This is a genomic window from Amycolatopsis sp. NPDC003676 (assembly GCF_053587275.1).
In genome coordinates this window covers 52773-73896 of sequence record NZ_JBSFNS010000011.1, presented here as the reverse complement: position 1 = coordinate 73896, position 21124 = coordinate 52773, and the positions used below count along the sequence as shown (strand labels likewise).

Below are 21124 nucleotides of genomic sequence, written 5' to 3'. Positions count from 1 at the left end.
CCTACTTGCGGATCTCCAGCGTGCAGCACTTCGGGCCGCCACCGGCCTTCCGCAGCTCCGAAATATCCACATACACCGGCTCGTAACCCCGCTCGGCCAGCCGAGCACCAAGGTCCGTCGCCTCGACCGGCAACACCACGTTGCGCCCGTCGGACACCCCGTTCAGCCCGAAGCACTCCGCATCAGCCGCAGTAGCGAGCACAGCGTCCGGGAACATCCGCCGCAACACGCGCTGCGAACCAGGCGAGAACGCCTCCGGGTAGTAGACGACTTGCGCGGTCGCCGTGTCCGTCGCCTCGGCCAGCACGAACAGCGCGGTGTCCAGGTGGTAGTAGCGCGGGTCGATCAACTGCAGCGACACGACCGGGACGCCGAGCACCTCCTGCGCCTCGGCGTGCGCGGCAGGGTCGGTGCGGAAGCCAGTACCGGCCAGCAGCAGCCGTCCGGTCCAGGCGAAATCGCCCTCGGCCTCGTTGATTTTCTCCGGCATGGTCAGGTCGCGGTAGCCGTGTTCGAGGAACCAGCGGCGGAAGTGCTCCGCCTCGGCGGTGCGCTGCGGGGCGCGGAACCGCGAGCCGAGCACGCGCCCGTCCACGACGGTGCCCGAGTTGGCCGCGAACACCATGTCCGGGAGGCCGGGTTGCGGATCGATCTCCTCGACGGTGTGGCCGAGGCGGCGATAGGTGTCGCGCAGCTCGGTCCATTGCGCGACGGCGACGTCCGCGCTGACCGGCTTGGAGGGGTCCATCCAGGGGTTGATCGCGTAGTCGACGGCGAAATAACGCGGCGGGCACATCAGGTAACGGCGGGGCGTGGGCACCCGCGGCGGCACAGCCTCTCCCTGCATGCAACCAGGCTAAGGTGGACCTAATCTCGCAATCAATCGCTGTTCACTGCGCACCTGCGTGCTAAACATTGCGTGTGAACACCATCGACCAGCGAATCGTTTCCTGCCTGGTGGCCAACGCCCGCTCCAGCTACGCGGAGATCGGCAAGGTGGTCGGGCTGTCCGCCCCGGCGGTGAAGCGGCGCGTGGACCGGCTGCTGGAAACGGGCGTGCTGCGCGGCTTCACCGCGGTCGTCGACCCGGAGGCGCTCGGCTGGGGCACCGAGGCGTTCGTCGAGGTGCACTGCCAGGGCAACGTCACGCCCGGCCGGATCCGCGCCCGGCTCGAACCGCTGACCGAGGTCGTCGCCGCGTACACGGTGTCCGGCGCGGCGGACGCGATCGTGCACCTGCGCGCCGCCGACATCCACCACCTGGAGACCGCGCTCGAACGGCTGCGCGGGCTGGAAATCATCGACCGCACCGTGTCGACGGTCGTGCTGTCCCGGCTGTTGGAGAGGCCGCCGACGCCGTCGTGAGTGCCTACGCCGGTTCTAACCGGCATCGCCACTCACGACGATGCGATGCTGAGCGCCATGACCGACCGCATTCACAGCGAGCACGACCAGGGCGTCGCGCTGCTCACCGTCGACGCCCCGAAGAGCCGCAACGCGCTCACCCTCGACCTCTCCGCCGAACTGGCCGCGGCGGTCGCGCGCGCCGAGGCCGACGAGAGCGTGCACGCAGTGATCGTTACTGGCGCACCGCCAGCCTTCTGCGCGGGCGCGGACCTCACCGCGCTCGGCAAGGCCGACGCCGAAGGACTGCGCTCGGTGTACGCGGGGTTCCTCGCTGTCGCCGGATGCAGCCTGCCGACGATCGCGGCGGTCGGCGGGGCCGCCGTAGGCGCTGGTCTGAACCTCGCGCTGGCCGCCGACGTCCGGCTCGTGGGACCGCACGCCAAGTTCATCCCGCGGTTCCTCGAACTCGGCCTGCACCCCGGCGGCGGCATGACCTGGATGTCGCAACGAATCCTCGGTCCGCAGCAGGCGTCCGCGATGGCGTTGTTCGGCGAAACCCTTACCGCGGAATCCGCAGTGCGGGCCGGGTTCGCACTGCGCTTTGTGGACGGCGACCACGACGCATTGGTCCAGGCCGCCCGCGACCTCGCCGCCCCGACGGTCGCCGCGCCGCGCGAGGTGGTGCTGTCCACCAAGCGGACTATGCGCCAGACGAGCGGCCTGACCGAACACGCCGCGGCGGTCGACGCCGAACTCACCCCGCAGCTGGAATCGCTGGCCGCACCGGCATTCGCCGAGCGGCTGGCGGCGATGAAGGCGCGCATCAGCGGGCGCTGACCGGCGGCGCGCACAAATTCCCACATTCCGGGAACCCTCAACCTGGAGCAAACTGCTGGTCAGTGCCGCGCGGGCGGCAAGAGACGCGCGTCACTCCGGACGACGGCATGATTCGCCCTACGATCGAGGACACCCCGGTGGGCCTGGGTACCCCACACTTGACCGCACTACGACCGCGGCCTGATGTGTGGCGAGTAACCTCGGAAACAGGCCTCGGCGGGCTCCCCGGGGAGCCGACCCTGGCCCGCAGCACGCCGGGAGAGAGGGATTCCCTGACCCATGAGCACCAGTGCGAACGGCAGCGCGGCCGGGAACGGGCAAGGCGCGCTGACCGCGTCCCGCTCCACCGAGGTGAACAAGCTGGACCGGGTGGTCATCCGGTTTGCCGGCGACTCGGGCGACGGGATGCAGCTGACCGGCGACCGGTTCACCTCGGAGGCGGCGGCGTTCGGGAACGACCTGTCGACCATGCCGAACTTCCCGGCCGAGATCCGGGCGCCACAGGGCACCATCCCCGGCGTCTCGTCCTTCCAGGTGCACTTCGCCGACTACGACATCCTCACGCCGGGCGACCGGCCGGACGTCCTCGTCGCGATGAATCCCGCCGCGCTGAAGGCGAACGTCCGCGACGTCCCGCACGGCGGGACGATCATCTTGAACACCGACGAGTTCTCCAAGCGGAACCTGGTGAAGGTCGGCTACGAGACCGACCCGCTCGACGACGACTCGCTGTCGCCGTTCCAGGTGCACCGGGTCGCCATGTCGACTCTGACCCAGGGCGCGCTCGCCGACACCGGCCTCGGCAAGAAGGACGCCGAACGCTGCAAGAACATGTTCGCGCTCGGCCTGCTGTCGTGGATGTACCACCGGCCGACCGAGGGCACCGAGCGGTTCCTGCGCGAGAAGTTCGCCAAGAAGCCGGACATCGCCGAGGCGAACATCCTTGCCTTCCGGGCAGGCTGGAACTACGGCGAGACCACTGAATCGTTCGCGACCACCTTCGAGGTCGCGCCCGCGAAGCTGGACAAGGGCACCTACCGGCAGATCACCGGCAACACCGCGCTGGCGTACGGGATCGTGGCCGCCGGACAGCAGTCCGGGCTGCAGATCCTGCTCGGCACGTACCCGATCACCCCGGCCTCGGACGTGCTGCACGAACTGTCCAAGCACAAGAACTACGGCATCATCACCTTCCAGGCGGAGGACGAGATCGCCGGCATCGGGGCCGCGCTCGGCGCGTCCTACGGCGGGGCGCTGGGCATCACGTCCACGTCCGGTCCCGGCGTCGCGCTGAAGTCGGAGACCATCGGCCTCGGCGTGATGACCGAACTGCCGCTGGTGATCATCGACGTGCAGCGCGGCGGGCCGTCCACCGGCCTTCCGACCAAGACCGAGCAGGCCGACCTGCTGCAGGCGATGTTCGGCCGCAACGGCGAATCGCCGGTGCCGATCATCGCGCCGCTGTCCCCCGCCGACTGTTTCGACGCGGCGATCGAGGCCACCCGGATCGCGCTGAAGTACCGCACGCCGGTGCTGCTGCTGTCCGACGGCGCGATCGCCAACGGTTCCGAACCGTGGCTGGTCCCGAATGTTGAGGACCTGCCGGACCTGCGCGTGGAATTCGCGTCGGAACCCAACTCCGACAACGGTTCCGGCGAGTTCTGGCCGTACGTGCGCGATCCGGAGACGCTCGCGCGGGCGTGGGCGATTCCGGGCACTCCCGGGCTGCAGCACCGCATCGGCGGACTGGAGAAGGCCGACGGCACCGGCCACATCTCCTACGACCCGGACAACCACGACAAGATGGTGCGGCTGCGCCAGGCGAAGATCGACGGCATCGACGTGCCGGACCTGGAGGTCGACGATCCGTCCGGCGAGGCGCGCGTGCTGGCGCTGGGCTGGGGTTCGTCCTACGGCCCGATCGGCGCGGCCTGCCGCCGCGTGCGCAAGCTCGGGATGCCGATCGCGCAGGCGCATCTGCGGCACCTGAACCCGTTGCCGCACAACCTCGGCGAGGTGCTCGCGCGCTACGACCGGGTTGTCGTGCCGGAGATGAACCTCGGCCAGCTCGCGCTGCTGCTGCGGGCGAAGTTCCTGGTGGACGTGCATTCCTACACCAAGGTCGCCGGCCTGCCGTTCAAGGCCGAGGAACTGCAGAACGTGTTCTCCGACATCATCGCCAACCTCGTTCCGGAGGGCGTCAAGTGACCGCCATCGATCTCGGGCTGCCGCAATTGGGCGGCATCGACCTGGTGCCGACCACCGACGAACCGCAGAAGGCCAAGGACTACAAGTCCGACCAGGAAGTGCGCTGGTGCCCCGGCTGCGGCGACTACGTGGTGCTCAACGCCGTGCAGTCGTTCCTGCCGACGCTCGGGCTCAAGCGGGAGAACATCGTCTTCATCTCGGGCATCGGCTGCTCGTCGCGGTTCCCGTACTACCTCAACACCTACGGCATGCACTCGATCCACGGCCGCGCGCCGTCGATCGCGACCGGTCTCGCCACGACGCGCCCGGACCTGTCGGTGTGGGTCGTGACAGGTGACGGCGACGCGCTGTCCATCGGCGGCAACCACCTGATCCATGCGTTGCGGCGCAACGTGAACATCAAGATCCTGCTGTTCAACAACCGGATCTACGGGCTCACGAAGGGCCAGTACTCGCCGACGTCCGGCCAGGGCATGGTCACGAAGTCGACACCGATGGGTTCGCTGGACACGCCGTTCAACCCGCTGTCGCTGGCGATCGGCGCGGAGGCGTCGTTCGTGGGCCGCGCGATGGACTCCGACCGCAAGGGCTTGACCGAAGTCCTTGAGGCAGCGGCGAAACACCGCGGTTCGGCGCTGGTGGAGATCTACCAGAACTGCCCGATCTTCAACGACGGCGCGTTCGATGTCTTGAAGGACCGCGACGAAGCCGCCTCCCGCCTGATCCCGCTCCGCGCGGGCGAACCGATCCGCTTCGGCCCAGAAGGCGAGTTCGGCGTCCGCCGCGGCGACTGGGGCGGCCTGGATGTCGGCAAGGTGGCCGAGATCGGCGAGGAAAACCTGGTGGTGCACGATCCGTCCATTGCGGACACTTCGTACGCCTTCGCGCTTTCCCGACTTGGCGACCAGAACCTGAACCACGTCCCGACGGGCATCCTGCGCCAGGTCGAGCGTCCTACCTATGACGACGCCGCACGGGCCCAGGTCGAGCAGGCGCGCGAGGCCAGGAAGCCGGACCTGCAGGGGTTGTTGCGGGGCAAGGACACCTGGACTGTCGCCTGACGGTTTAGTCCACTTACGACAGAGGCCGCCACCCCCTTCGGCTGGGGATGGCGGCCTCTGTCTCATGTGGACTCAGTGCAAGGGACGGAACCCGACCCGCTCAGCATCAGCCGCGCTGCGGAACCACACCTCGGCAACCATCTTCGGGAACTGCGGCGAATCCTCACCGCAATACCGCAACGCCGTCACACTCGCCTTCACCGTGAAACCATCCGCCGGACGCCCACCACCCGGAGACCACAGAGCGCGAACCGCAGAGATTTCCGCGCGCCAAAAACACCTCGACCATCGCCCGAGAATCAGCCCACTTACGACAGAGGCCGCCTCCCCTTCGACTGGGGATGGCGGCCTCTGTCTCATATGGACTCAGTGCAAGGGGCGGAACCCGACCCGCTCAGCATCAGCCGCGCTGCGGAACCACACCTCGGCAACCATCTTCGGGAACTGCGGCGAATCCTCACCGCAATACCGCAACGCCGTCACACTCGCCTTCACCGTGAAACCATCCGCCGGACACCCGCCACCCGGACGCGGCATCGCCGACCCCGGACCGAAAGGCCCCGGCGGCACCGCATCGTCAGCAGTCTGGCGCGCGGGCGGCGGCTCCGGAGCAGCCATCGCGGCCTGGTTCGGCTGCACGGACGGTTCGAACAGCGAACCGCTGTGCCCGCCGGCGAGGTCCGGTTCCCGGCGCTCCACCGGGCGCATCGACGGCTGGATCGGCTGCGGCGCATCGAAACCGCCGCGCGGGGATTCTCGGCGCTGCCGTTTCGGCAGGCCCTGGCTTCCCGTAGCGTCCGCAGTGTCCTCAGTGGACTCCGCGGCGGGCTCGGGGTTCGGGATCAGGTGATCAGTGGTCGAATCCTCTTCGAGGTGACCGACAACCGACTCGGCCGGTTCGGCGGGTTCCTCGAACGCCGACCGCTGCGGCGCGTCCGTCTGGTTGAACCAGTCCGGCTCCGGTTCGGCCGCGCGGCCCGGTCCCGGGCGGAACAGCGAGACCGGTTCGGGCTCCGGAGCGGTGCTGTCCAACGGAGTCGGGTCGAGTCGTCGCTCCAAAGAGGACAGTCCGTCGGCCGGTTCGGCCAGGTAGTGGCTCTGCTCCTGCTCGGCGGGACTGTCCGCTTCGGAGTAGTCCACCGGCTCCGGGACGCGGTGGTATCCGCTGTCGTGCTCGTCCGCCGGTTCCGCGATGCGGTGGTAGCCGCTGTCGTGGTCCTCAGCCGGTTCCGCGATGCGGTGCGAACCGGTGTCGACCGGCTGCAGGTACTCGGTGGCCGCGGCACGGTAGGCCGAGCCGGAGTCCTCCGGGACGCTCTCGGCCGGTGCGCTGTCGAAAAGCCCGTTCGCCGCTTGGTGTTCGCGGGCCTCGGCCTGAGCGAACGCCTCGTCGACGTCGTCCTCCGGAGAGTCCGGCGAGTCCGCAGTGTCCACAGCGGCCGCCGGTTCCGGAGCCGTGCGGTATTCCGCGTCGTACTCGGCTTCCGGCTCGAAAGCGCTCGTCGCCTGGATGACTTCCGTCGGAGCGTGCTCGCGGCGGTCTCTGGTCCAGTCCTCCGCGGGCGGCAGGACCGCGGTGCGCGCGGGCGTGCTGGCCGCGGCGCGTGCCGTGTCGGCGTGCGCGCTCGCCAGTTCCGCTTCCAGTTCGCGTACCCGCTTGCGTGCCGGACGCGCCAGCACCAGCCAGGCGATGACCGCGCCGACGATGAAGGCCAGCAGGCTCCAGAGCCATACCTGCCCGAAAATGGACATTTCTCGCCCCTTTTAGAACGTTCGCGCGACCAGGTAGTCGGCGACCGACTCGCAAGCGTCGCGCGCAGGGGAAGCGGGCAGCGAGGCGAGCTCGGCACGTGCTCGGGAAGCGTAGTCGGAAAGAGTTTCGCGCGCGCGTTCGAGGCCACTGGAACGACGCAGCAGCTCGAGCGCCTCGGCCACCAGGTCGTCGTCGGTGATCGGGCCGGCGAGCAGCTCGACGAGCCGTGGGTCGGTGCCCGGATCGGCCAGCGCGTACAGCATCGGCAGCGTGCGAACGCCTTCCCGCAGGTCAGTGCCCTGCGCTTTGCCGAGCTCGACCGAGGGCGACGCGATGTCGATGACGTCGTCGGAGATCTGGAAGGCCGCGCCGATGATGTCGCCGAAGCGGCGCAGCGCCTGGATGTGCTCCTCGGCCGCGCCGGACATCATGCCGCCGAAGCGTCCCGACGTCGCGATCAGCGAACCGGTCTTCTGCGCGATCACGGTGAGGTAGTGCTCGACCGGATCGTCGCCAGGCCCAGGCCCGACGGTCTCGCGCATCTGCCCGCTGACCAGCTCGCCGAACGTCTCGGCGATGATCCGCGCGGCGTCCGTGCCGAGGTCGGCGACGAGCCGCGAAGCGTGGGCGAAGAGGTAGTCGCCGGTGAGAATGGCGACGGTGTTGTCCCAGCGCGAGTTGACGCTCTCCGCGCCCCGGCGCATGGTCGCCTCGTCCATGACGTCGTCGTGATACAGCGTCGCCAGATGCACCAGCTCGACCGCGGCAGCCGCGATCAGCACCTGCTCGCCCTGCTTCGGCCCGAACTGCGCGGAGAGCAGCGTGAACAGCGGACGAAAACGTTTGCCCCCCGCCTCGACCAGGTGCAACGCCGCATCGTGCACGGCGGGCACGTCGCTCTTCACGACGTCCCGCAGCATCGTCTCGACGTCCGCCAGCCCGCCCGCGATCGCGCGCAGCAAGGGCTCGTCCTGGATCTGCAGCCCGACGGTCGCGCGCAGGTCCTCGACAGCGCCATCCCGGGCCGCCCCCGGAGGTGGTGAAGACACAGACACGTCGGCTCCGCTCTCTCGTGGCGCTCGTCGCCAGTCGGTTACCCCCTTCAGGGTAGTGGTTGCCCCGCGGCCTGCCTTTACCCGCTGTCCTGCGGAAACGGTGACGAACGCGACACTGCCGCCCCGGTCGCGCGCCAGGCCACGAACGGGTTGATCCGCGATCCCGGACGGGTGATCGCCGCCCGAGGACGCAACGGGCGATTCGGACCTGCGGATAGACCTTTGAGGCAGCCATCCGCAGCGAGGAGACGAGACATGATCATCAAGCGCGCCGCACTGGCCACCGCGGCACTGGCCGCCACCGGTTTGCTCGCCGCTGCCGGCCCCGCCGCCGCGGACAGCCCCGCCGGAGTCGCCGACACCGGCAACGCGAACTTCACCAAAGCCGGCAGCACGATCTCCATCCCGCCCCAGGCCCCGTGCGCCGTAGAAGGCCCAACCAGCGGCTCCGCAACTGCGGTATCCAAACCCGGCGTCACGTTCGGCGGCGGCACGTCAAGCTGCACCACCGAGGTCGTCGACCCCGCGAACGACGTCACCACCACCACGTCGACCGCCACCGGCAACAACTTCGAACTGTCGGCCTTGGTGAGCAACGGCGGCAAACGCATCCGCATCTCGTCGTACACGGTGACCTGCAAGGCAACCCAAAGCGGCACCAACGCGAACTGGACCCTGAGCGGCCTCACCGGCATCAGCGGCCTGCCGTCCCCCATCCCCGCGAACTACACCAAGCCGCTGACTAAGAGCGATGGAACCGTACTGGCAAACGCGGTCTTCAACATCCAAACGCTCCCCGGCGACGGAAGCATGACCCTGACCATGCTGCGCATCGACTTCGCCCCCGCCTCAGGCGCAACAGGCTCAGTCACCGTAGGCCACACCGCCTGCGCCCCCACCCCCTGAAGTACGTGAGGGGAACCCTGAGGGAATCAGATTCCCTGAGGGTTCCCCTCACGACCCTCGACGGTCCGTGAAGGACTCCTTGCAGGACCTAGATTCCCTCAAGGAGCCCTTCACAGCCCGCCCGCTCACCACCCGCCGCGACGCGCCCCAATGTGGCATCGGGTGCATCCGACGCACCGAACGCCACATTGGGGCGCAAGCCCCCACCACCCACCGAACCGCAGCCGCTGCACCCAAATCGAGACACCCACACCTCCCCCGCCCCTAACCGCCACCAGCCCCACCTACAAACCGCAGCCGCTGCACCCAAAGCAAGGCACCCACACCTCCCCACCCCCGATACAAAGCCAAAAACACGGCGCTGGGGTGCTTGTCAAGGCATCTTTCCCGCCTTGACAAGCACCCCCAGACCGTCAGCACACTCAAGCTTCGGGGTGCCCCACGCCACCACCAAGCGATGTTGCCGCCAGGCGACGAGCAGTCACCCGCCCGCAGCCTCCGCCGCGACAACCTCCTCAGCATCCTCAAGCCGAGCAGCCAAATTAGCCCGCGCCCGCTCAACCTCCCCGGCAACGAGCAACTCGGCAAACTCCTTATGCACAGCCAACCGCTCCTTCAAATTCTCCCGAACGAGCGACTCCTGCTGCTCAGTAGCAGTAATCACCAACCGCAGCTTCTCCATCAAATGCCGATGCGCGTTAGTCAAATGCCGCGACCCCAGCAGCTCCACAACCTCGACATGACACCGAATATCCGCCTGCACAAACCCGGTCACGTCATGCGCGTGGACAGTCTTCTCCAACTCCCGCACCGCATCCGCGACCCGCTCCAACTGCTCCGCCGAAGCATGCGCGGCCGCCTCCACCCCGCCAAGCTCCAGGAACCGCCGAGCCCGGTAGATATCCCGGACTTCCTCAGGACTCAACGTAGTCACCTGAAGCACCCGGGTAGCCGGATGCCGGGTAAGCAGACCGTCCATCAGCAAGGTATTGAGCGCCTGCCGGATCGTCGCCCGAGAAGCCCCGAGGTCCTCCGCTACCGCGTCCTCGGTCACCGGCGTCCCAGGGCTCAGCTCCCCGCTGAGAATGCGCTCCCGCAAAATCGCCACGCTCTTCTCGGCGACTGTCTCCCGCTGAATTCGGCCCATACCCCCCGGTTCCCTTCTCGAACAAACGTCGATTCGATCCTACTGCTCACCCGGCCGTCGAGGCGGCTGCGCGGCGGCGCGGCGGACCCCGGGCGCGAGCAGCCGATCCGGCCGGAACTCCGCGAGCAGATCCTGGACCACGCCGTCACACACCTCCGCCGCCACCAGATCGCCCAGCAACGGCGCGAGCGTCACCCCACTGTGCGTTGCGACCACGTACAGCCACGGAGAAGAAGGCACCGGCCCGGCCACAGTGAGCCCGTCCGCCGGAAGCGCCCGCTGCCCGACCCGCAACTCCGACACCGTCGCCGCCCGGCTGTGCCGCAGAACGCCCGCGAGCCGGTCCAGCAACTCCTCCGCGAGCGGCGAATCCGTCCCCGGAACAGCCCGGGGATCCGCGGTCCGATCCAGGTCGAGCGCCTGCAACTGCAACCGCCCCGCCCCGTCCGGACGGACATTGAGCCGCGACGTGGTGAGCAATCCGGACAACGCCACCGGCACCGGACTGGTGACCGCGAGATAGCCGACCGTCGCATCCCCGGGTTGGGTGAACGTCTCCATCGCCAACGGAAGGTCCGCCTGCGCCAGCAACTCCCCGGTCCACCGCCCGGCACAGCTGACCACCCGGTCGCAGCCGAGCGCCGTCCCGTCGGCGAGCCGCAGCACCGGCCGTCCGGCGTCGACGTCGAAGGCCTTGACCCGCGCCCCGCTGACCACCTGCACGCCCAGGTCCTCGGCCGCCGTGAGCAGATAGGCCAGGTAGAGCTGCGGATAGCAATGCGCCTCGCTCGGGAAGTACGCGATCGGACCCGCGTCGAGCGGAACGAGCAGATCCGGAACCAGCTGCCGCGCACGTTCCGGAGTGACCTGTTCCACGGCGTACCCGTGACCAGTCAACCGCGCCATCCGCTGTTCCAGCTCGGCCGCGTGCGCCGGATCGGTCGCGACCTCGAGGTGCCCGCCGTTGGCGAGCCAGCCGCCACCCGCGGCTTCCGCCAAGCGCCGGTGCGCCTCCATGCCCGCGAGGTTGAGGTCGTAGTACGCCTGAGGTTCCTTCTTGTTCGCGTTGACCCAGGCATAGCTGGTCGACGACGTGCCCGCGCCGGGCACGTGCTGGTCCACGACGGTGACCCGGGCGCCGCGGCGGGCGAGCTCGGTGGCGACGGACAGGCCGATCACCCCGGCCCCGATGACGACGATCTGCACGGAACGCAGCCCCTTTCCAGGCGCGAGGGAGTTCACAGGACTTTCCCGAGGAATGCTTTCGTCCGCGGATGTCGCGGATCGGTCAGCACCTGTGCCGGATTTCCGCTCTCGACGACGACCCCGCCGTCGATGAACACCGCGTGGTCGGCGACCTCTCGCGCGAACCCGATCTCGTGGGTGACCACGACCATCGTCATGCCCGAGCGGGCGAGGTCCTTCATCACGTCGAGGACCTCGCCGACGAGTTCCGGGTCGAGCGCGGACGTCGGCTCGTCGAAGAGCATCAGTTTCGGTTGCATGGCAAGGGCTCGCGCGATCGCGACCCGTTGCTGTTGTCCGCCCGAGAGCGCGCTGGGATACGACGACGCCTTGTCGGCGAGCCCGACCCGGTCGAGCAATTCCAGCGCGCGTTTCCGGACGGCTTCCCGCTTTTCGCGCCGGACGCCGACCGGAGCCTCCATGACGTTCTGCAACGCGGTCATGTGCGCGAAAAGATTGAACCGCTGGAACACCATGCCGATCTCGGCCCGCCGCCGCTGAACCGCCGACGGCGGCAGTTCGTGCAGCCGTCCGTTGCGCTCGCCGTAGCCGACCAGCTGGCCGTCGACGTACAAGCGGCCGGCGCTCAACGTCTCGAGATGGTTGATCAACCGGAGAAAAGTGGACTTCCCGGACCCCGAAGGCCCCAGCAGCGTCATCACCTCGCCGCGGCGCACTTCGAGATCGATTCCCTTCAGCACGGCGGCGGAACCGAAACTCTTGCAGACGTTCACCGCCTCCACCATCGGTGCTTCGCGGCTCGTCTCGACGGTCGTCATCGGCCCTCCGAAGGGATCTCGGCCGCCGCCCGGCGGGACACGGCCCGTTCGCTGCGGTTGAACCGGCGTTCCAGGAAATGCTGGCCGACGTTGAGCACCGACGTCATCAGCAAGTACCACAGCGACGCGGTGATCAGCAGCGGAATCGTCTTGAAGTTCGTGGAATAGACGAGCTGCGCCGAGTACAGCAATTCCGGGAAGGCCAGCACGCTCACCAGGGACGTCGTTTTGAGCATGGTGATCACCTGGTTGCCGGTCGGCGGGATGATCACCCGCATCGCCTGCGGCAGCACGACGCGGCGCAAGGTGCGCAGCCGCGACATGCCGAGCGCCTGCGCGGCCTCGGTCTGCCCGCGGTCGACCGACAGGATTCCCGCCCGGACGACCTCGGCCATGTAGGCGCCCTCGTTCAGCCCCAGGCCCAGAATCGCCGCGATGAACGGCGTGATCAGGACGTTGGTCGGCGCGGACACGAACTGCGGCCCGAACGGGATGCCGATCCCGAGCCGCGGGTAGAGCGCCGAGGCGTAGCCCCAGAACAGCAATTGGACGAATACCGGCGTGCCGCGGAAAAACCAGATGTAGAGGGAGGCGAACCCTTTCATCGCCGGATTCGCCGACAGCCGCATCACCGCGAGCACGACGCCGAGCACGATCCCGATCGCCATCGCGATCACCGTCAGCTCGATCGTTTTCCCCAGCCCGGCGAGGATTTCGCCGGACCCGAGGTAGTTCCCGACGACGTCCCAGCCGAAGTTCTTGTTGGTGAGCAGGGTGTGGACGAACATCGCCGCCAGCACCGCCGCGACCGCGTAGGTGACCCAGCGCCCGGGACGGCGCAGCGGCACTACCGGTTCTTCCTGGATCCGTGGCGCACTTATCGCTGTCATGTTCCCGTTTCCCTTCCGGGGTCGACGATTGCGCGGCTACGACTGCGCGCCGTTGATCTCCGACTTGTCGATCGCGATCTTCTCCAGGTTCCACTTCTTCAGAATCGCCCGGTAAGTACCGTTCTTGATCAGCACGCCGATCGCCTCGTGCACCGGTTCCACGAGCTTGCTCCCCTTCGGGAACGCGACTCCGCCCGGATTCGGATTGCGGAAGAACGGCCCGGCGGTCTCGAAAACGTCTTTCTGCTGCGCCGCGACCGCCAGCAGCGGCGGCGCGTCCTCCATCACGCCGTCGATGCGCCCGCTCTGCAACGCGAGCTGCGCCTGCGGCCCGTTCTGATACACCTCGACCTTCGCGGCCTGCTTCCCGGCAGCCGCGCACTTCGCCGCCTGCGACGGCAGGAAACTGGTCTGCTGCAAGGATCCCCGGATCACGCCGACGCGCGCGCCGCACACCTGGTCGGCCTTGATCCCCGCCGGATTCCCGGATTTCACCAGCACCAGCGTGCCGTTCCAGTAATAGGTGGCCAGGTCGATCGTGCGCTCGCGTTCCAAGGTGTCGCCGATCGACGACATCGCGAGGTCGACTTTGTTCGACGTCAGCGAGGGAATGATCGCGTCGAACGACGTGTTCACGAATTCCACCCGGACCCCGAGCACGCCGCCGATCGCGTTCGCCAAATCCGGGTCGAGCCCCACGACCTTGCCCGCCTGAACCGACTCGAACGGCGGATAGGTCTCGTCCATCGCCACCCGGAGCACCCCCGCGCTCCGGACCTCCGCGGGAAGCTTGGCCGCGAGCGCCGCGTCCTTGGCGACCGCCGGAATCGCGACTTCCGAAGACGGTCCAGCTGACTCCCCGCCCGCCGAGGAACTCGCTCCGCACCCCGTCAGAGCAGCGCAAACAGCGACAGCGCCAGTGACGAGCAGGGCGACTCCACGTCGATTCATACTGTCTCCTTGTCATTCTGTCTCACTGTCTGACAGGAGACTCTCCATGACGGGACCCCACGGGTCAAGAAGCAAAAAAGTCGATCTAGGAACGCGGGATTCGCCGCGGAGACCGGTGCCGAGGCCGGAAGGCACCCATTCCCGGGCATAGTTCCTCTGGCCACGATGGACGGCCGGTTCTAGCGTCGCGATCCGTGCAGTTCTCCGGAGGGAGAGGCTCCGACTGTGGTGATCGAGCAGGAACTGGCGAAGATCTACGCGGCGATCCGGGCCCGCGCACTGGCCGAGGGTTCCTCGGTGGCGCTGCGGCACGTGGCCCAGGTGTGCCGGGACCTGCTGGCCGTCGACGGGGTCGGGGTGCGGCTGAAAGACCGGCTCGGTCTCGGCGAACCCGCCTGCGCCACCGACCCGCGCGCCGAACGGATGCTCGAACTCCAGATCACGGTGGGCGAAGGCCCCGGGCTCACGGCGCTGCGGCGCAGGTTCGCGGTGCTGTCCGCGGACCTGGACGAGCCGCGGCGGTTCCGGCAGTGGCCGATGTTCGCGCCCGCCGCGGTCGAGGAGGGGCTGCGCGCGGCGTTCGCGTTCCCGCTGGCCACCGGGGCGGCGTCGCTGGGAGTGCTGGAGTTCTACCGGGAGGCCGGGCGGTCCCTGTCCGACGCCGAACTGGACCTTGCGCTCACGCTGGTCCAGGTCATGACCGGCCACCTGCTCGCCCAGGTGGCCCTCGTGGCGTCGGGCGAGGCGGAGGCGATGGTCGACGAGGGGCTTTACCGCCGCTGGCGCACCGTCCACTCCGCCACGGGAATGGTCGCGGCGCAGCTGGGCTGCCCGGTCGCTGAGGCATTGCTGCGGTTGCGGGCCTACGCGTACGTCAGCGGCCGGCGGTTGTCCGAGGCGGCTGACGACGTCACCGCGGGCGTGCTGCGACTGCCCCCTGATCACCCGTCGTGGCAGCGCGACGGCGACCGCGGCGAAAACGACGCGGACGAAGGCCCCGACCAGGACGGCGAAAGCGGGAGGCGGACGGAGTGAACAAGCTGAGCGAGGAGTGGGTCCCGATCCTGCTGGAGGCGGCCCGGACGCTGACAGGCCAGCGCGCCGGACTGGACGCCGCGTATCTGCTCACCGGCATCTGCACGCGATTGCCCGGCGTGGACGAGGCGATCGTGCTGCTGCCCGACGACCGCGGCCGCGGCGTCCCGCTCGCCGGGACCGACTGGCCGCTGTTCGACGACCTGCTCGCCTTCCGGGCCGACGAGGACCTGTGCGGGACGGCCGGGGAAAGCGAACGGGAAGCCGCCGTTTACGCCGATCTCGCCGGTCAGGCCGGCCGGTGGCCGGGGCTGGCGCGGATCGCCGCCGCGCACGGCATCGCCGCCGTGCACACCGTCCCGATGGAGGCGTTCGGCGAACTCGTCGGCACGGTCGTGCTGACCAGCCGCGAGCGCCAGACGCTGTCCGCGGGCGAAATCGCCTTCGTGCGGGGCTGCGCCGGGATCGCCGCGGCGGGCCTGCTGGCCGACGCCGTCGCCGAAACCCTGCCGTCCGCCGTCCTCCGGCTGAGCCACCACACCGCGCAGCAGGACCAGATCGCGGTGTGGCAGGCCGCTGGGATGCTCGCTTCCCGCCGCGGCGTGGACCTCGCCGCGGCGGAGGCGATGCTGCGCGCCCACGCCCGGGACCTGGCCCAGCCGCTCGTGCACAGCGCCGAACGCGTGGCGGACGGCGGCGCGGACGAGATCGCCGGTCCCGGGCACGATACCCGGATCCTGGTGGTGGACCCGGACCGCTTCACGGTCAGCTGTTTGTCGGACACGTTGCGCGCGGCCGGTTTCGACGTCACCGCGGTCGTTTCCGCGGCGGCGGCACAGAGCGCGGTTCCTCCGCCCGTAGCGATCATCGACCAGACCGCCGCGGGCGCCGGCGACTTGATCCGGACCCTCTCGGAAGGACCGGGCACGCAAGTGATCGTGATCTCGCCGGTGGCGGTGCGGCAGGCTCCGCCCGCCACCGCCCGGGTGCTGCCCAAACCGGTCCACCCGTCACAGGTCCTGGCCGTGGTCCGCGATCTGCACCCCGCAGCCCGGCAGGCCGCGTGATGAAACAGAGACTCGCCAGCGGCTGCCAACGGCTGGACGCGATACTGGGCGGCGGGCTGATCGACCCGTCGATCGCCCTGCTGGCGGGAGCGCCCGGGTCCGGCAAGACCGTGCTGGCCCAGCAGTACGCGTTCGCCAACGCCGACCCCGCCCGTCCCGTGGTGTACTTCAGCACTCTCACCGAACCCCTGACGAAGATCACCCAGTTCCTCGACGGCCTCGCGTTCTGCGCGCCGGACCGGATCGGGACCTCGGTGCTGTTCGAGGACCTCGGCGACGTGGTCACCCAAGGCGGGCTGAACGCCGGGCTCGCCCGGCTCACCGAGGTCGCGACCCGCACCCGGTGCGGAATCCTGGTCGTCGACAGCATCAAAGCCCTGCGCTACGCCGCCTCGGACCAGGCCAGCTACACGCGGTTCCTCTACGAACTGGCCGGGCGGCTCAGCGCGCTGGCGACCAGCACCCTGTGGCTGGCCGAATACGACAGCGCCGAACTGGCGTCCTCGGCCGAGTTCACCATCGCCGACGCCACCATCGCGCTGTCCACCCAGGCCAGCGGCCAGCGCACCAACCGCGCCCTGCAGGTGCTCAAGCTCCGCGGCAGCACGTTCCTGCCCGGCTGGCACACCTACCGCATTTCCGAAGAGGGCGTGGACGCCTTCCCCCGCCTCAGCGATCCCACCGACGGCGACGGCACCGTCGACCCCGCCGCCACCGCACGCGCGAGCTCGGGCATCCCCGGCCTCGACACCATGCTGGGCGGCGGCTTCTGGCCCGGTTCGAGCACCATCGTGGCCGGACCGCCCGGTTCCGGGAAAACCGTCATCGGCCTGCATTTCGCGTTCCGGGGCGCGGAACTGGGCCAGCACAGCACTTTCACGACGCTTCAGGAAAGCCAGCTCCAGCTCAGCCGAGCCGTCCACAGCCTGGGCTGGGAACCGCGGACCGACGCCGTCACGCTGCGCTGCGAATCCCCCAACGACATCTACATCGACCAGTGGTTCTACGACCTGCTGGAATCGCTGACCGCCAGCCGCAGCCGCAGGCTGGTCATCGACAGTCTCACCGACCTCGCCGCGGCGTGCGACGACGACCAGCGGTTCAACGAATTCCTGCACTCCCTGCTGGGCCGGTGCGCTCAGGTGGGCATCACCACGCTGCTCACCCTGGAGATCCCGGACCTGTACGGGCAGGCGGGCCTGTCCGGCACCGGGATCTCCCATCTGTCCGACAACGTGATCCTGCTGCAGTACCAGCGCACCGGGGCGCGCATCGACCGGGCGCTGACCGTGCTGAAAACGCGGGCCAGCCCGAATCTGCCCTACACGACGGCGTTCGAGGTCACCAGTCGCGGGATCGTCATGGACGACGCCGACCGCTCCTGACGCGGCTTACGGCTGAGCAGTCCGCGAACGGCGCCGCAGGAACGCCCGCCTGCCGGGCAGGACGAGCAGCACCAGGCTGTAGTACTGCAGCGCGGGCACGGCGAGGGCGAGGGCCAAAGCCAGGACCAGAGCCAGGACATTGAGGTAGCTCTCCTGGTAGAGCTCCTGGAGCGCCTCCGGATCCCGATCGTCCTCGTCCATCAGCTCCGGCGCGGATTTCAGGATCCGCAGCATCCCGAACCGGCACACCATGCCCGCCAGGAGCGTGGCGTAGTAGAACACCGCCACGAACCGGTCGCGGCCGAAGGCGCCGATCATCTCCGTCGGGAGGGGAAGCACGACGACCGACAGCAGCCACCCCATGTTCCACATCGTGAAGGGGCGGGTGACCGTCGCGACCGAGGAGAACGTCCGGTGATGCTCGCGCCAGATGTTCGCGATGACCGCGAAACTCAGCAGGAAACTCCAGATCTGATCGAAGTGACCGGTGATCACCTCGCTGGCGTGTTCGTGGGCGGAGGCGACCTCGGGGACGAGGTCGACCAGCGGCAGGATCAGCAAGGTGATGGAAATCGCCGTCACCGCGTCGGTGAACAGCACCAGCCGCTCCCCGGAGGCGCCGCCTTTGCTTCGGCCCGGCGCGGAAACCGGCGGGCCGGGCCTTCCCGCGCCGGTTTCGTCGGCGGCGTCGCTGGCACTCATCCGTGTCGCACCTTTCCTCTGTCCGGGCTCCCGCGGAGACTGTCACCGCTGGCTGCGAAGATCGCGCCGCGACACGCACGCCTTGCCGCAACTGCCCGGAAGTCCGTTCCCCAGTGGACGAACGGATCCGGAATCACTTCCCGGGGAGGATCACCGCTCCGCGCCGATCCGGCGATAGTCGCGGATTCCGACGACAGTCAGCGCCACCACGATCGCCCCGGCACAGCAGACCTGCGCGAGCACCGTCGCGCCGAACGGAATGATCCCGTTCTTCAGCACCAGGTTCTGGGCCACCGCCAGCGCAATGCACAGAGCCAGCGCCAGCGTCCACCCCGGGCGCGGCTCGATGCGGTGCCGCAACACCAGGCATCCGGCTCCGGCGAGCGCACAAAGCCAGACAAGCGGGGACAAACCGGTGATCCGCTCCGGATCGCCCGGGAGTCCGAATCTGAGCGCGAGGGCGGGAGCGAAGACCAGGCTCCCGCCGATGACCCACCACCACAGCCGCGACGGCGGCAGCGGAGCGTCGACGTGGAAGGCCGCCAGCAACAGCACCAGCGGAAGCCACTGCGGAGCGAAGTACAAGACCGATTCGGGACCGAGGTCGGACGAATGCCTGGCGAGGAACCAGATCCCGCCCGCCGCCAGTATCGTCCCGGCGGCGATTCGTGCCATGCGGCGCCACCCGTCCACCAGCAGCACGAGCGGGATCAGCGAGGCTGCCAGCCGGATGAGCTCCGCGGTCAGACCGGACGTCAGCGTCGCGCGGAAGTTCCCGGGGAAGGGCCCGGAGAAGGAGAAGAGCACCCAGAGCGTCTCGCCGGCTTTGCTCGCGGACCTGAGCACGCCCCAGACCAGGCCGAGGAGCGCGACCTGGCGCACCAAATCCCCGAGGGCGACCGTGCGAGCGGGCGCCGCCCTGCCCGCCAGCCGGGTCCGCATCCCCAGGGCCAGCAACGCCCACACTTCGCTCCACAGCGCCGCACGGTCCCGCTCGCCGTGCAGATCGAGCAGGGTGCCGACCATCTCGTCGCCGCGTTCGGCGCGATACCAGGCCGGGAGCACGCGCACCAACGCGCGGTACTGCGCCTCCGTGCCGATCATGCGCGCACTTCCGCTGAGCGAGACCAGCCGTCGGCGACCAGCCGGTCCAGCACGCCGTCGAAAGTGCTTGCCCGCAGCCGCGCCCCGCGTTCGGACGGCTTCCTCTGGACGACTCCGCCTCGCTCAGCCATGGTCCACATATATCCTAAGACGATATATAGCGGCGTCCGTTGCTTCGTGGTCCGCGAAACTTCCCGAAGCGACCGCGGGGCCGGGTCGGGCGTGCACTTCAGCCGCACCGCCGGAGCACTGCCCGCACCCGGCGGGGCTGACCCAGCCGAACGGCGAAGGTAGCGCAGACACCACCGTGAAGTTGGGGGCTTAAGGCCTGTTGGCGAGCGCCAGCGGTTTTTAGTGTCGTCGGCATGGAAATGGAAGCTTCCCCCAGCCGCCAAGCAGGCGGCCCGGCCGTCACCACTCTGCTCTTCCTGTTCTTCGTCGCCGGTGCCGCGACGAACTCGATCGGCGCTTTCACTGGTCTGGACACCATGTTCCGGATGACCGCGGGCGGGATCGCCGTGGCGTGCCTGCTGATCCTGATCGTGCGCTTCGTCGCGCGCCGCAAGGGCTGACGCCGGTGTTGAACGCCGTGCCCTTGGTGCTGGCCGCGTCGTTGCTCCCGCCCGCGGCGCCGTCCGCTGCGCCGGACCCGGTTCGGGCGGTCGCACAGGACATCGTCTCGTCCGGCGCGACCGGCGTGCAGATCCGGACAGTCCACAACGGACACTCTCGTACCGTCACCGCCGGAGTGTCCGAACTGGACTCCCGAAAGCCGGTCTCGCCCCACGGACGCTTCCGGATCGGCAGCGCCACCAAGATGTTCACGTCCGCTGTGGTCCTTCAACTCGTCGCCGAACACCGCATCCAGCTCGACACCCCGGTCGAGCAGTACCTGCCCGGACTGCTCCCGCACGGCAACGAGATCACCGTGCGCATGCTCCTGCAGCACACCAGCGGGCTCTACGACTACACCGAGTCCCTCCCGCTGCTCGGGGCCGGCTTTGAGAAGATCCGGTTCCAGCACCCTTCGCCGGAGTCGATGGTCGCGGTCTCGACCGCCAAGCCGCTGCACTTCCCGCCCGGCAGCAAACATTCCTATTCCAACACCAACTTCATCGTGCTCGGCATGCTCATCGAGCGGACCACCGGACACGCGTGGGGCGACGAAGCGGCACGGCGCATCCTGCGGCCGCTCGGACTGCATCACACGTCGGTTCCCGGGGACCGGACCGGGATTCCGGGTCCGCACGCGCACGGGTACCAGGAGATGAACGGGAAGCTGGTCGACGTCACCGAACTGAACCCGAGCATGGCCTGGTCGGCAGGCGAGATCATTTCCACCACCGCGGACCTGGACAGGTTCGTCCGGGCACTCGCGGCGGGGCGAGTGGTGCCGCCGGACCTGCTGGCGCAGATGACCGCCCCGCGTTCCGCGACCGAGGAGTACGGGCTCGGCTTGCGCACCCCGGCCACCGCGTGCGGAGCGCGCGTATTCGGGCATACCGGCGGGATTCCCGGGTTCCAGACCGTCGCGTTCACCAGCCCGGACGGGAAACAGCGCGTCGAGGCTTCGGTGACGTTGGGCCGGGGCCCGGACTTCGACTGGACTCGCGCCGTGCTCGACAAGGTTTTTTGCAACTGAGTGCCAACAC

Annotated in this window: 22 protein-coding genes; 10 read left to right on the top strand and 12 right to left on the bottom strand. The window is 68.8% G+C overall.

The window, feature by feature from the left end:
- Position 1: 1 nt before the first annotated feature.
- Positions 2-847 (bottom strand): dimethylargininase, encoded by an 846-nt coding sequence (ddaH, locus tag ACWDNU_RS09720; protein WP_370932279.1) that lies wholly within the window; start codon positions 845-847, stop codon positions 2-4.
- A gap of 74 nt (positions 848-921) precedes the next feature.
- Here ddaH and ACWDNU_RS09715 point away from each other — a divergent pair, with 74 nt between their 5' ends.
- The 4 genes from ACWDNU_RS09715 to ACWDNU_RS09700 all read left to right on the top strand — a co-directional run bounded on the left by ACWDNU_RS09715 (position 922) and on the right by ACWDNU_RS09700 (position 5453).
- On the top strand, positions 922-1365 hold the full coding sequence (locus ACWDNU_RS09715; RefSeq protein WP_037712217.1) for an Lrp/AsnC family transcriptional regulator: 444 nt from the start codon (positions 922-924) through the stop codon (positions 1363-1365).
- Between the two features lie 57 nt (positions 1366-1422).
- Positions 1423-2184: an enoyl-CoA hydratase gene (locus tag ACWDNU_RS09710; protein ID WP_449668488.1), complete on the top strand. Its 762-nt coding sequence runs from the start codon at positions 1423-1425 to the stop codon at positions 2182-2184.
- 279 nt (positions 2185-2463) lie between these two features.
- Positions 2464-4392 carry a 2-oxoacid:acceptor oxidoreductase subunit alpha gene (locus tag ACWDNU_RS09705; protein ID WP_370932281.1) on the top strand — a complete coding sequence of 643 codons (1929 nt, stop codon included), beginning with the start codon at positions 2464-2466 and terminating at the stop codon, positions 4390-4392.
- Complete coding sequence (locus tag ACWDNU_RS09700) at positions 4389-5453, top strand: 2-oxoacid:ferredoxin oxidoreductase subunit beta (RefSeq protein ID WP_449668487.1); 1065 nt, start codon at positions 4389-4391, stop codon at positions 5451-5453. Before ACWDNU_RS09705 ends, ACWDNU_RS09700 begins: the two co-directional genes overlap by 4 nt.
- A gap of 72 nt (positions 5454-5525) precedes the next feature.
- On the opposite strand, the gene ACWDNU_RS09695 is transcribed toward ACWDNU_RS09700, so the two are convergent.
- The 3 genes from ACWDNU_RS09695 to ACWDNU_RS09685 are packed head-to-tail and all read right to left on the bottom strand — an operon-like array spanning position 5526 to position 8255.
- The gene (locus ACWDNU_RS09695; RefSeq protein WP_449668486.1) at positions 5526-5813 is read right to left on the bottom strand and encodes a sunset domain-containing protein; all 288 of its coding nucleotides are present in this window, start codon (positions 5811-5813) and stop codon (positions 5526-5528) included.
- 6 nt (positions 5814-5819) lie between these two features.
- Entirely contained in the window at positions 5820-7205 is a 1386-nt protein-coding gene (locus ACWDNU_RS09690; protein ID WP_449668485.1) for a sunset domain-containing protein, read from the bottom strand.
- 12 nt (positions 7206-7217) lie between these two features.
- A complete protein-coding gene (locus tag ACWDNU_RS09685) occupies positions 7218-8255 on the bottom strand; it encodes a polyprenyl synthetase family protein (RefSeq protein WP_037816359.1) in 1038 nt (345 codons plus the stop codon).
- Positions 8256-8516: 261 nt separating this feature from the next.
- Between ACWDNU_RS09685 and ACWDNU_RS09680 the strand changes: the two genes are divergently transcribed.
- Positions 8517-9167 carry a hypothetical protein gene (locus ACWDNU_RS09680; RefSeq protein WP_449668484.1) on the top strand — a complete coding sequence of 217 codons (651 nt, stop codon included), beginning with the start codon at positions 8517-8519 and terminating at the stop codon, positions 9165-9167.
- Positions 9168-9648: 481 nt separating this feature from the next.
- Here ACWDNU_RS09680 and ACWDNU_RS09675 read toward each other — a convergent pair whose 3' ends face one another.
- From ACWDNU_RS09675 to ACWDNU_RS09655, 5 genes are all read right to left on the bottom strand, one after another.
- Positions 9649-10275 carry a GntR family transcriptional regulator gene (locus ACWDNU_RS09675; RefSeq protein ID WP_449668483.1) on the bottom strand — a complete coding sequence of 209 codons (627 nt, stop codon included), beginning with the start codon at positions 10273-10275 and terminating at the stop codon, positions 9649-9651.
- A 78-nt stretch (positions 10276-10353) separates the two neighbouring features.
- On the bottom strand, positions 10354-11520 hold the full coding sequence (locus ACWDNU_RS09670) for an NAD(P)/FAD-dependent oxidoreductase (protein ID WP_449668482.1): 1167 nt from the start codon (positions 11518-11520) through the stop codon (positions 10354-10356).
- A gap of 32 nt (positions 11521-11552) precedes the next feature.
- Positions 11553-12338 carry an amino acid ABC transporter ATP-binding protein gene (locus tag ACWDNU_RS09665; RefSeq protein ID WP_449668481.1) on the bottom strand — a complete coding sequence of 262 codons (786 nt, stop codon included), beginning with the start codon at positions 12336-12338 and terminating at the stop codon, positions 11553-11555.
- Positions 12335-13228: an amino acid ABC transporter permease gene (locus ACWDNU_RS09660; RefSeq protein ID WP_449668480.1), complete on the bottom strand. Its 894-nt coding sequence runs from the start codon at positions 13226-13228 to the stop codon at positions 12335-12337. The genes ACWDNU_RS09665 and ACWDNU_RS09660 overlap by 4 nt, the downstream gene beginning before the upstream one ends.
- 36 nt (positions 13229-13264) lie before the next feature.
- Positions 13265-14179 (bottom strand): ABC transporter substrate-binding protein, encoded by a 915-nt coding sequence (locus tag ACWDNU_RS09655; protein ID WP_449668479.1) that lies wholly within the window; start codon positions 14177-14179, stop codon positions 13265-13267.
- A gap of 225 nt (positions 14180-14404) precedes the next feature.
- Here ACWDNU_RS09655 and ACWDNU_RS09650 point away from each other — a divergent pair, with 225 nt between their 5' ends.
- Genes ACWDNU_RS09650 through ACWDNU_RS09640 form a run of 3 tightly spaced genes read left to right on the top strand, consistent with a single transcriptional unit; the run spans position 14405 to position 17666 of the window.
- On the top strand, positions 14405-15214 hold the full coding sequence (locus ACWDNU_RS09650; RefSeq protein ID WP_449668478.1) for a GAF domain-containing protein: 810 nt from the start codon (positions 14405-14407) through the stop codon (positions 15212-15214).
- Positions 15211-16281, top strand: a complete 1071-nt coding sequence (locus tag ACWDNU_RS09645) for a GAF domain-containing protein (RefSeq protein WP_449668477.1) — start codon at positions 15211-15213, stop codon at positions 16279-16281. Before ACWDNU_RS09650 ends, ACWDNU_RS09645 begins: the two co-directional genes overlap by 4 nt.
- On the top strand, positions 16281-17666 hold the full coding sequence (locus ACWDNU_RS09640; RefSeq protein ID WP_449668476.1) for an RAD55 family ATPase: 1386 nt from the start codon (positions 16281-16283) through the stop codon (positions 17664-17666). The genes ACWDNU_RS09645 and ACWDNU_RS09640 overlap by 1 nt, the downstream gene beginning before the upstream one ends.
- Before the next feature lie 6 nt (positions 17667-17672).
- Here the strand turns inward: ACWDNU_RS09640 and ACWDNU_RS09635 are convergent, their stop codons facing one another.
- From ACWDNU_RS09635 to ACWDNU_RS09625, 3 genes are all read right to left on the bottom strand, one after another.
- A complete protein-coding gene (locus tag ACWDNU_RS09635; protein ID WP_449668475.1) occupies positions 17673-18368 on the bottom strand; it encodes a TMEM175 family protein in 696 nt (231 codons plus the stop codon).
- A gap of 150 nt (positions 18369-18518) precedes the next feature.
- Entirely contained in the window at positions 18519-19472 is a 954-nt protein-coding gene (locus tag ACWDNU_RS09630; RefSeq protein ID WP_449668474.1) for a hypothetical protein, read from the bottom strand.
- Positions 19469-19603 carry a hypothetical protein gene (locus ACWDNU_RS09625; RefSeq protein ID WP_370935787.1) on the bottom strand — a complete coding sequence of 45 codons (135 nt, stop codon included), beginning with the start codon at positions 19601-19603 and terminating at the stop codon, positions 19469-19471. Before ACWDNU_RS09625 ends, ACWDNU_RS09630 begins: the two co-directional genes overlap by 4 nt.
- Positions 19604-19837: 234 nt before the next feature.
- On the opposite strand from ACWDNU_RS09625, the gene ACWDNU_RS09620 reads away from it, so the two are divergent.
- The gene (locus ACWDNU_RS09620; protein ID WP_449668473.1) at positions 19838-20044 is read left to right on the top strand and encodes a hypothetical protein; all 207 of its coding nucleotides are present in this window, start codon (positions 19838-19840) and stop codon (positions 20042-20044) included.
- 5 nt (positions 20045-20049) lie between these two features.
- The gene (locus ACWDNU_RS09615; protein WP_449668472.1) at positions 20050-21114 is read left to right on the top strand and encodes a serine hydrolase domain-containing protein; all 1065 of its coding nucleotides are present in this window, start codon (positions 20050-20052) and stop codon (positions 21112-21114) included.
- Positions 21115-21124 lie beyond the last annotated feature (10 nt).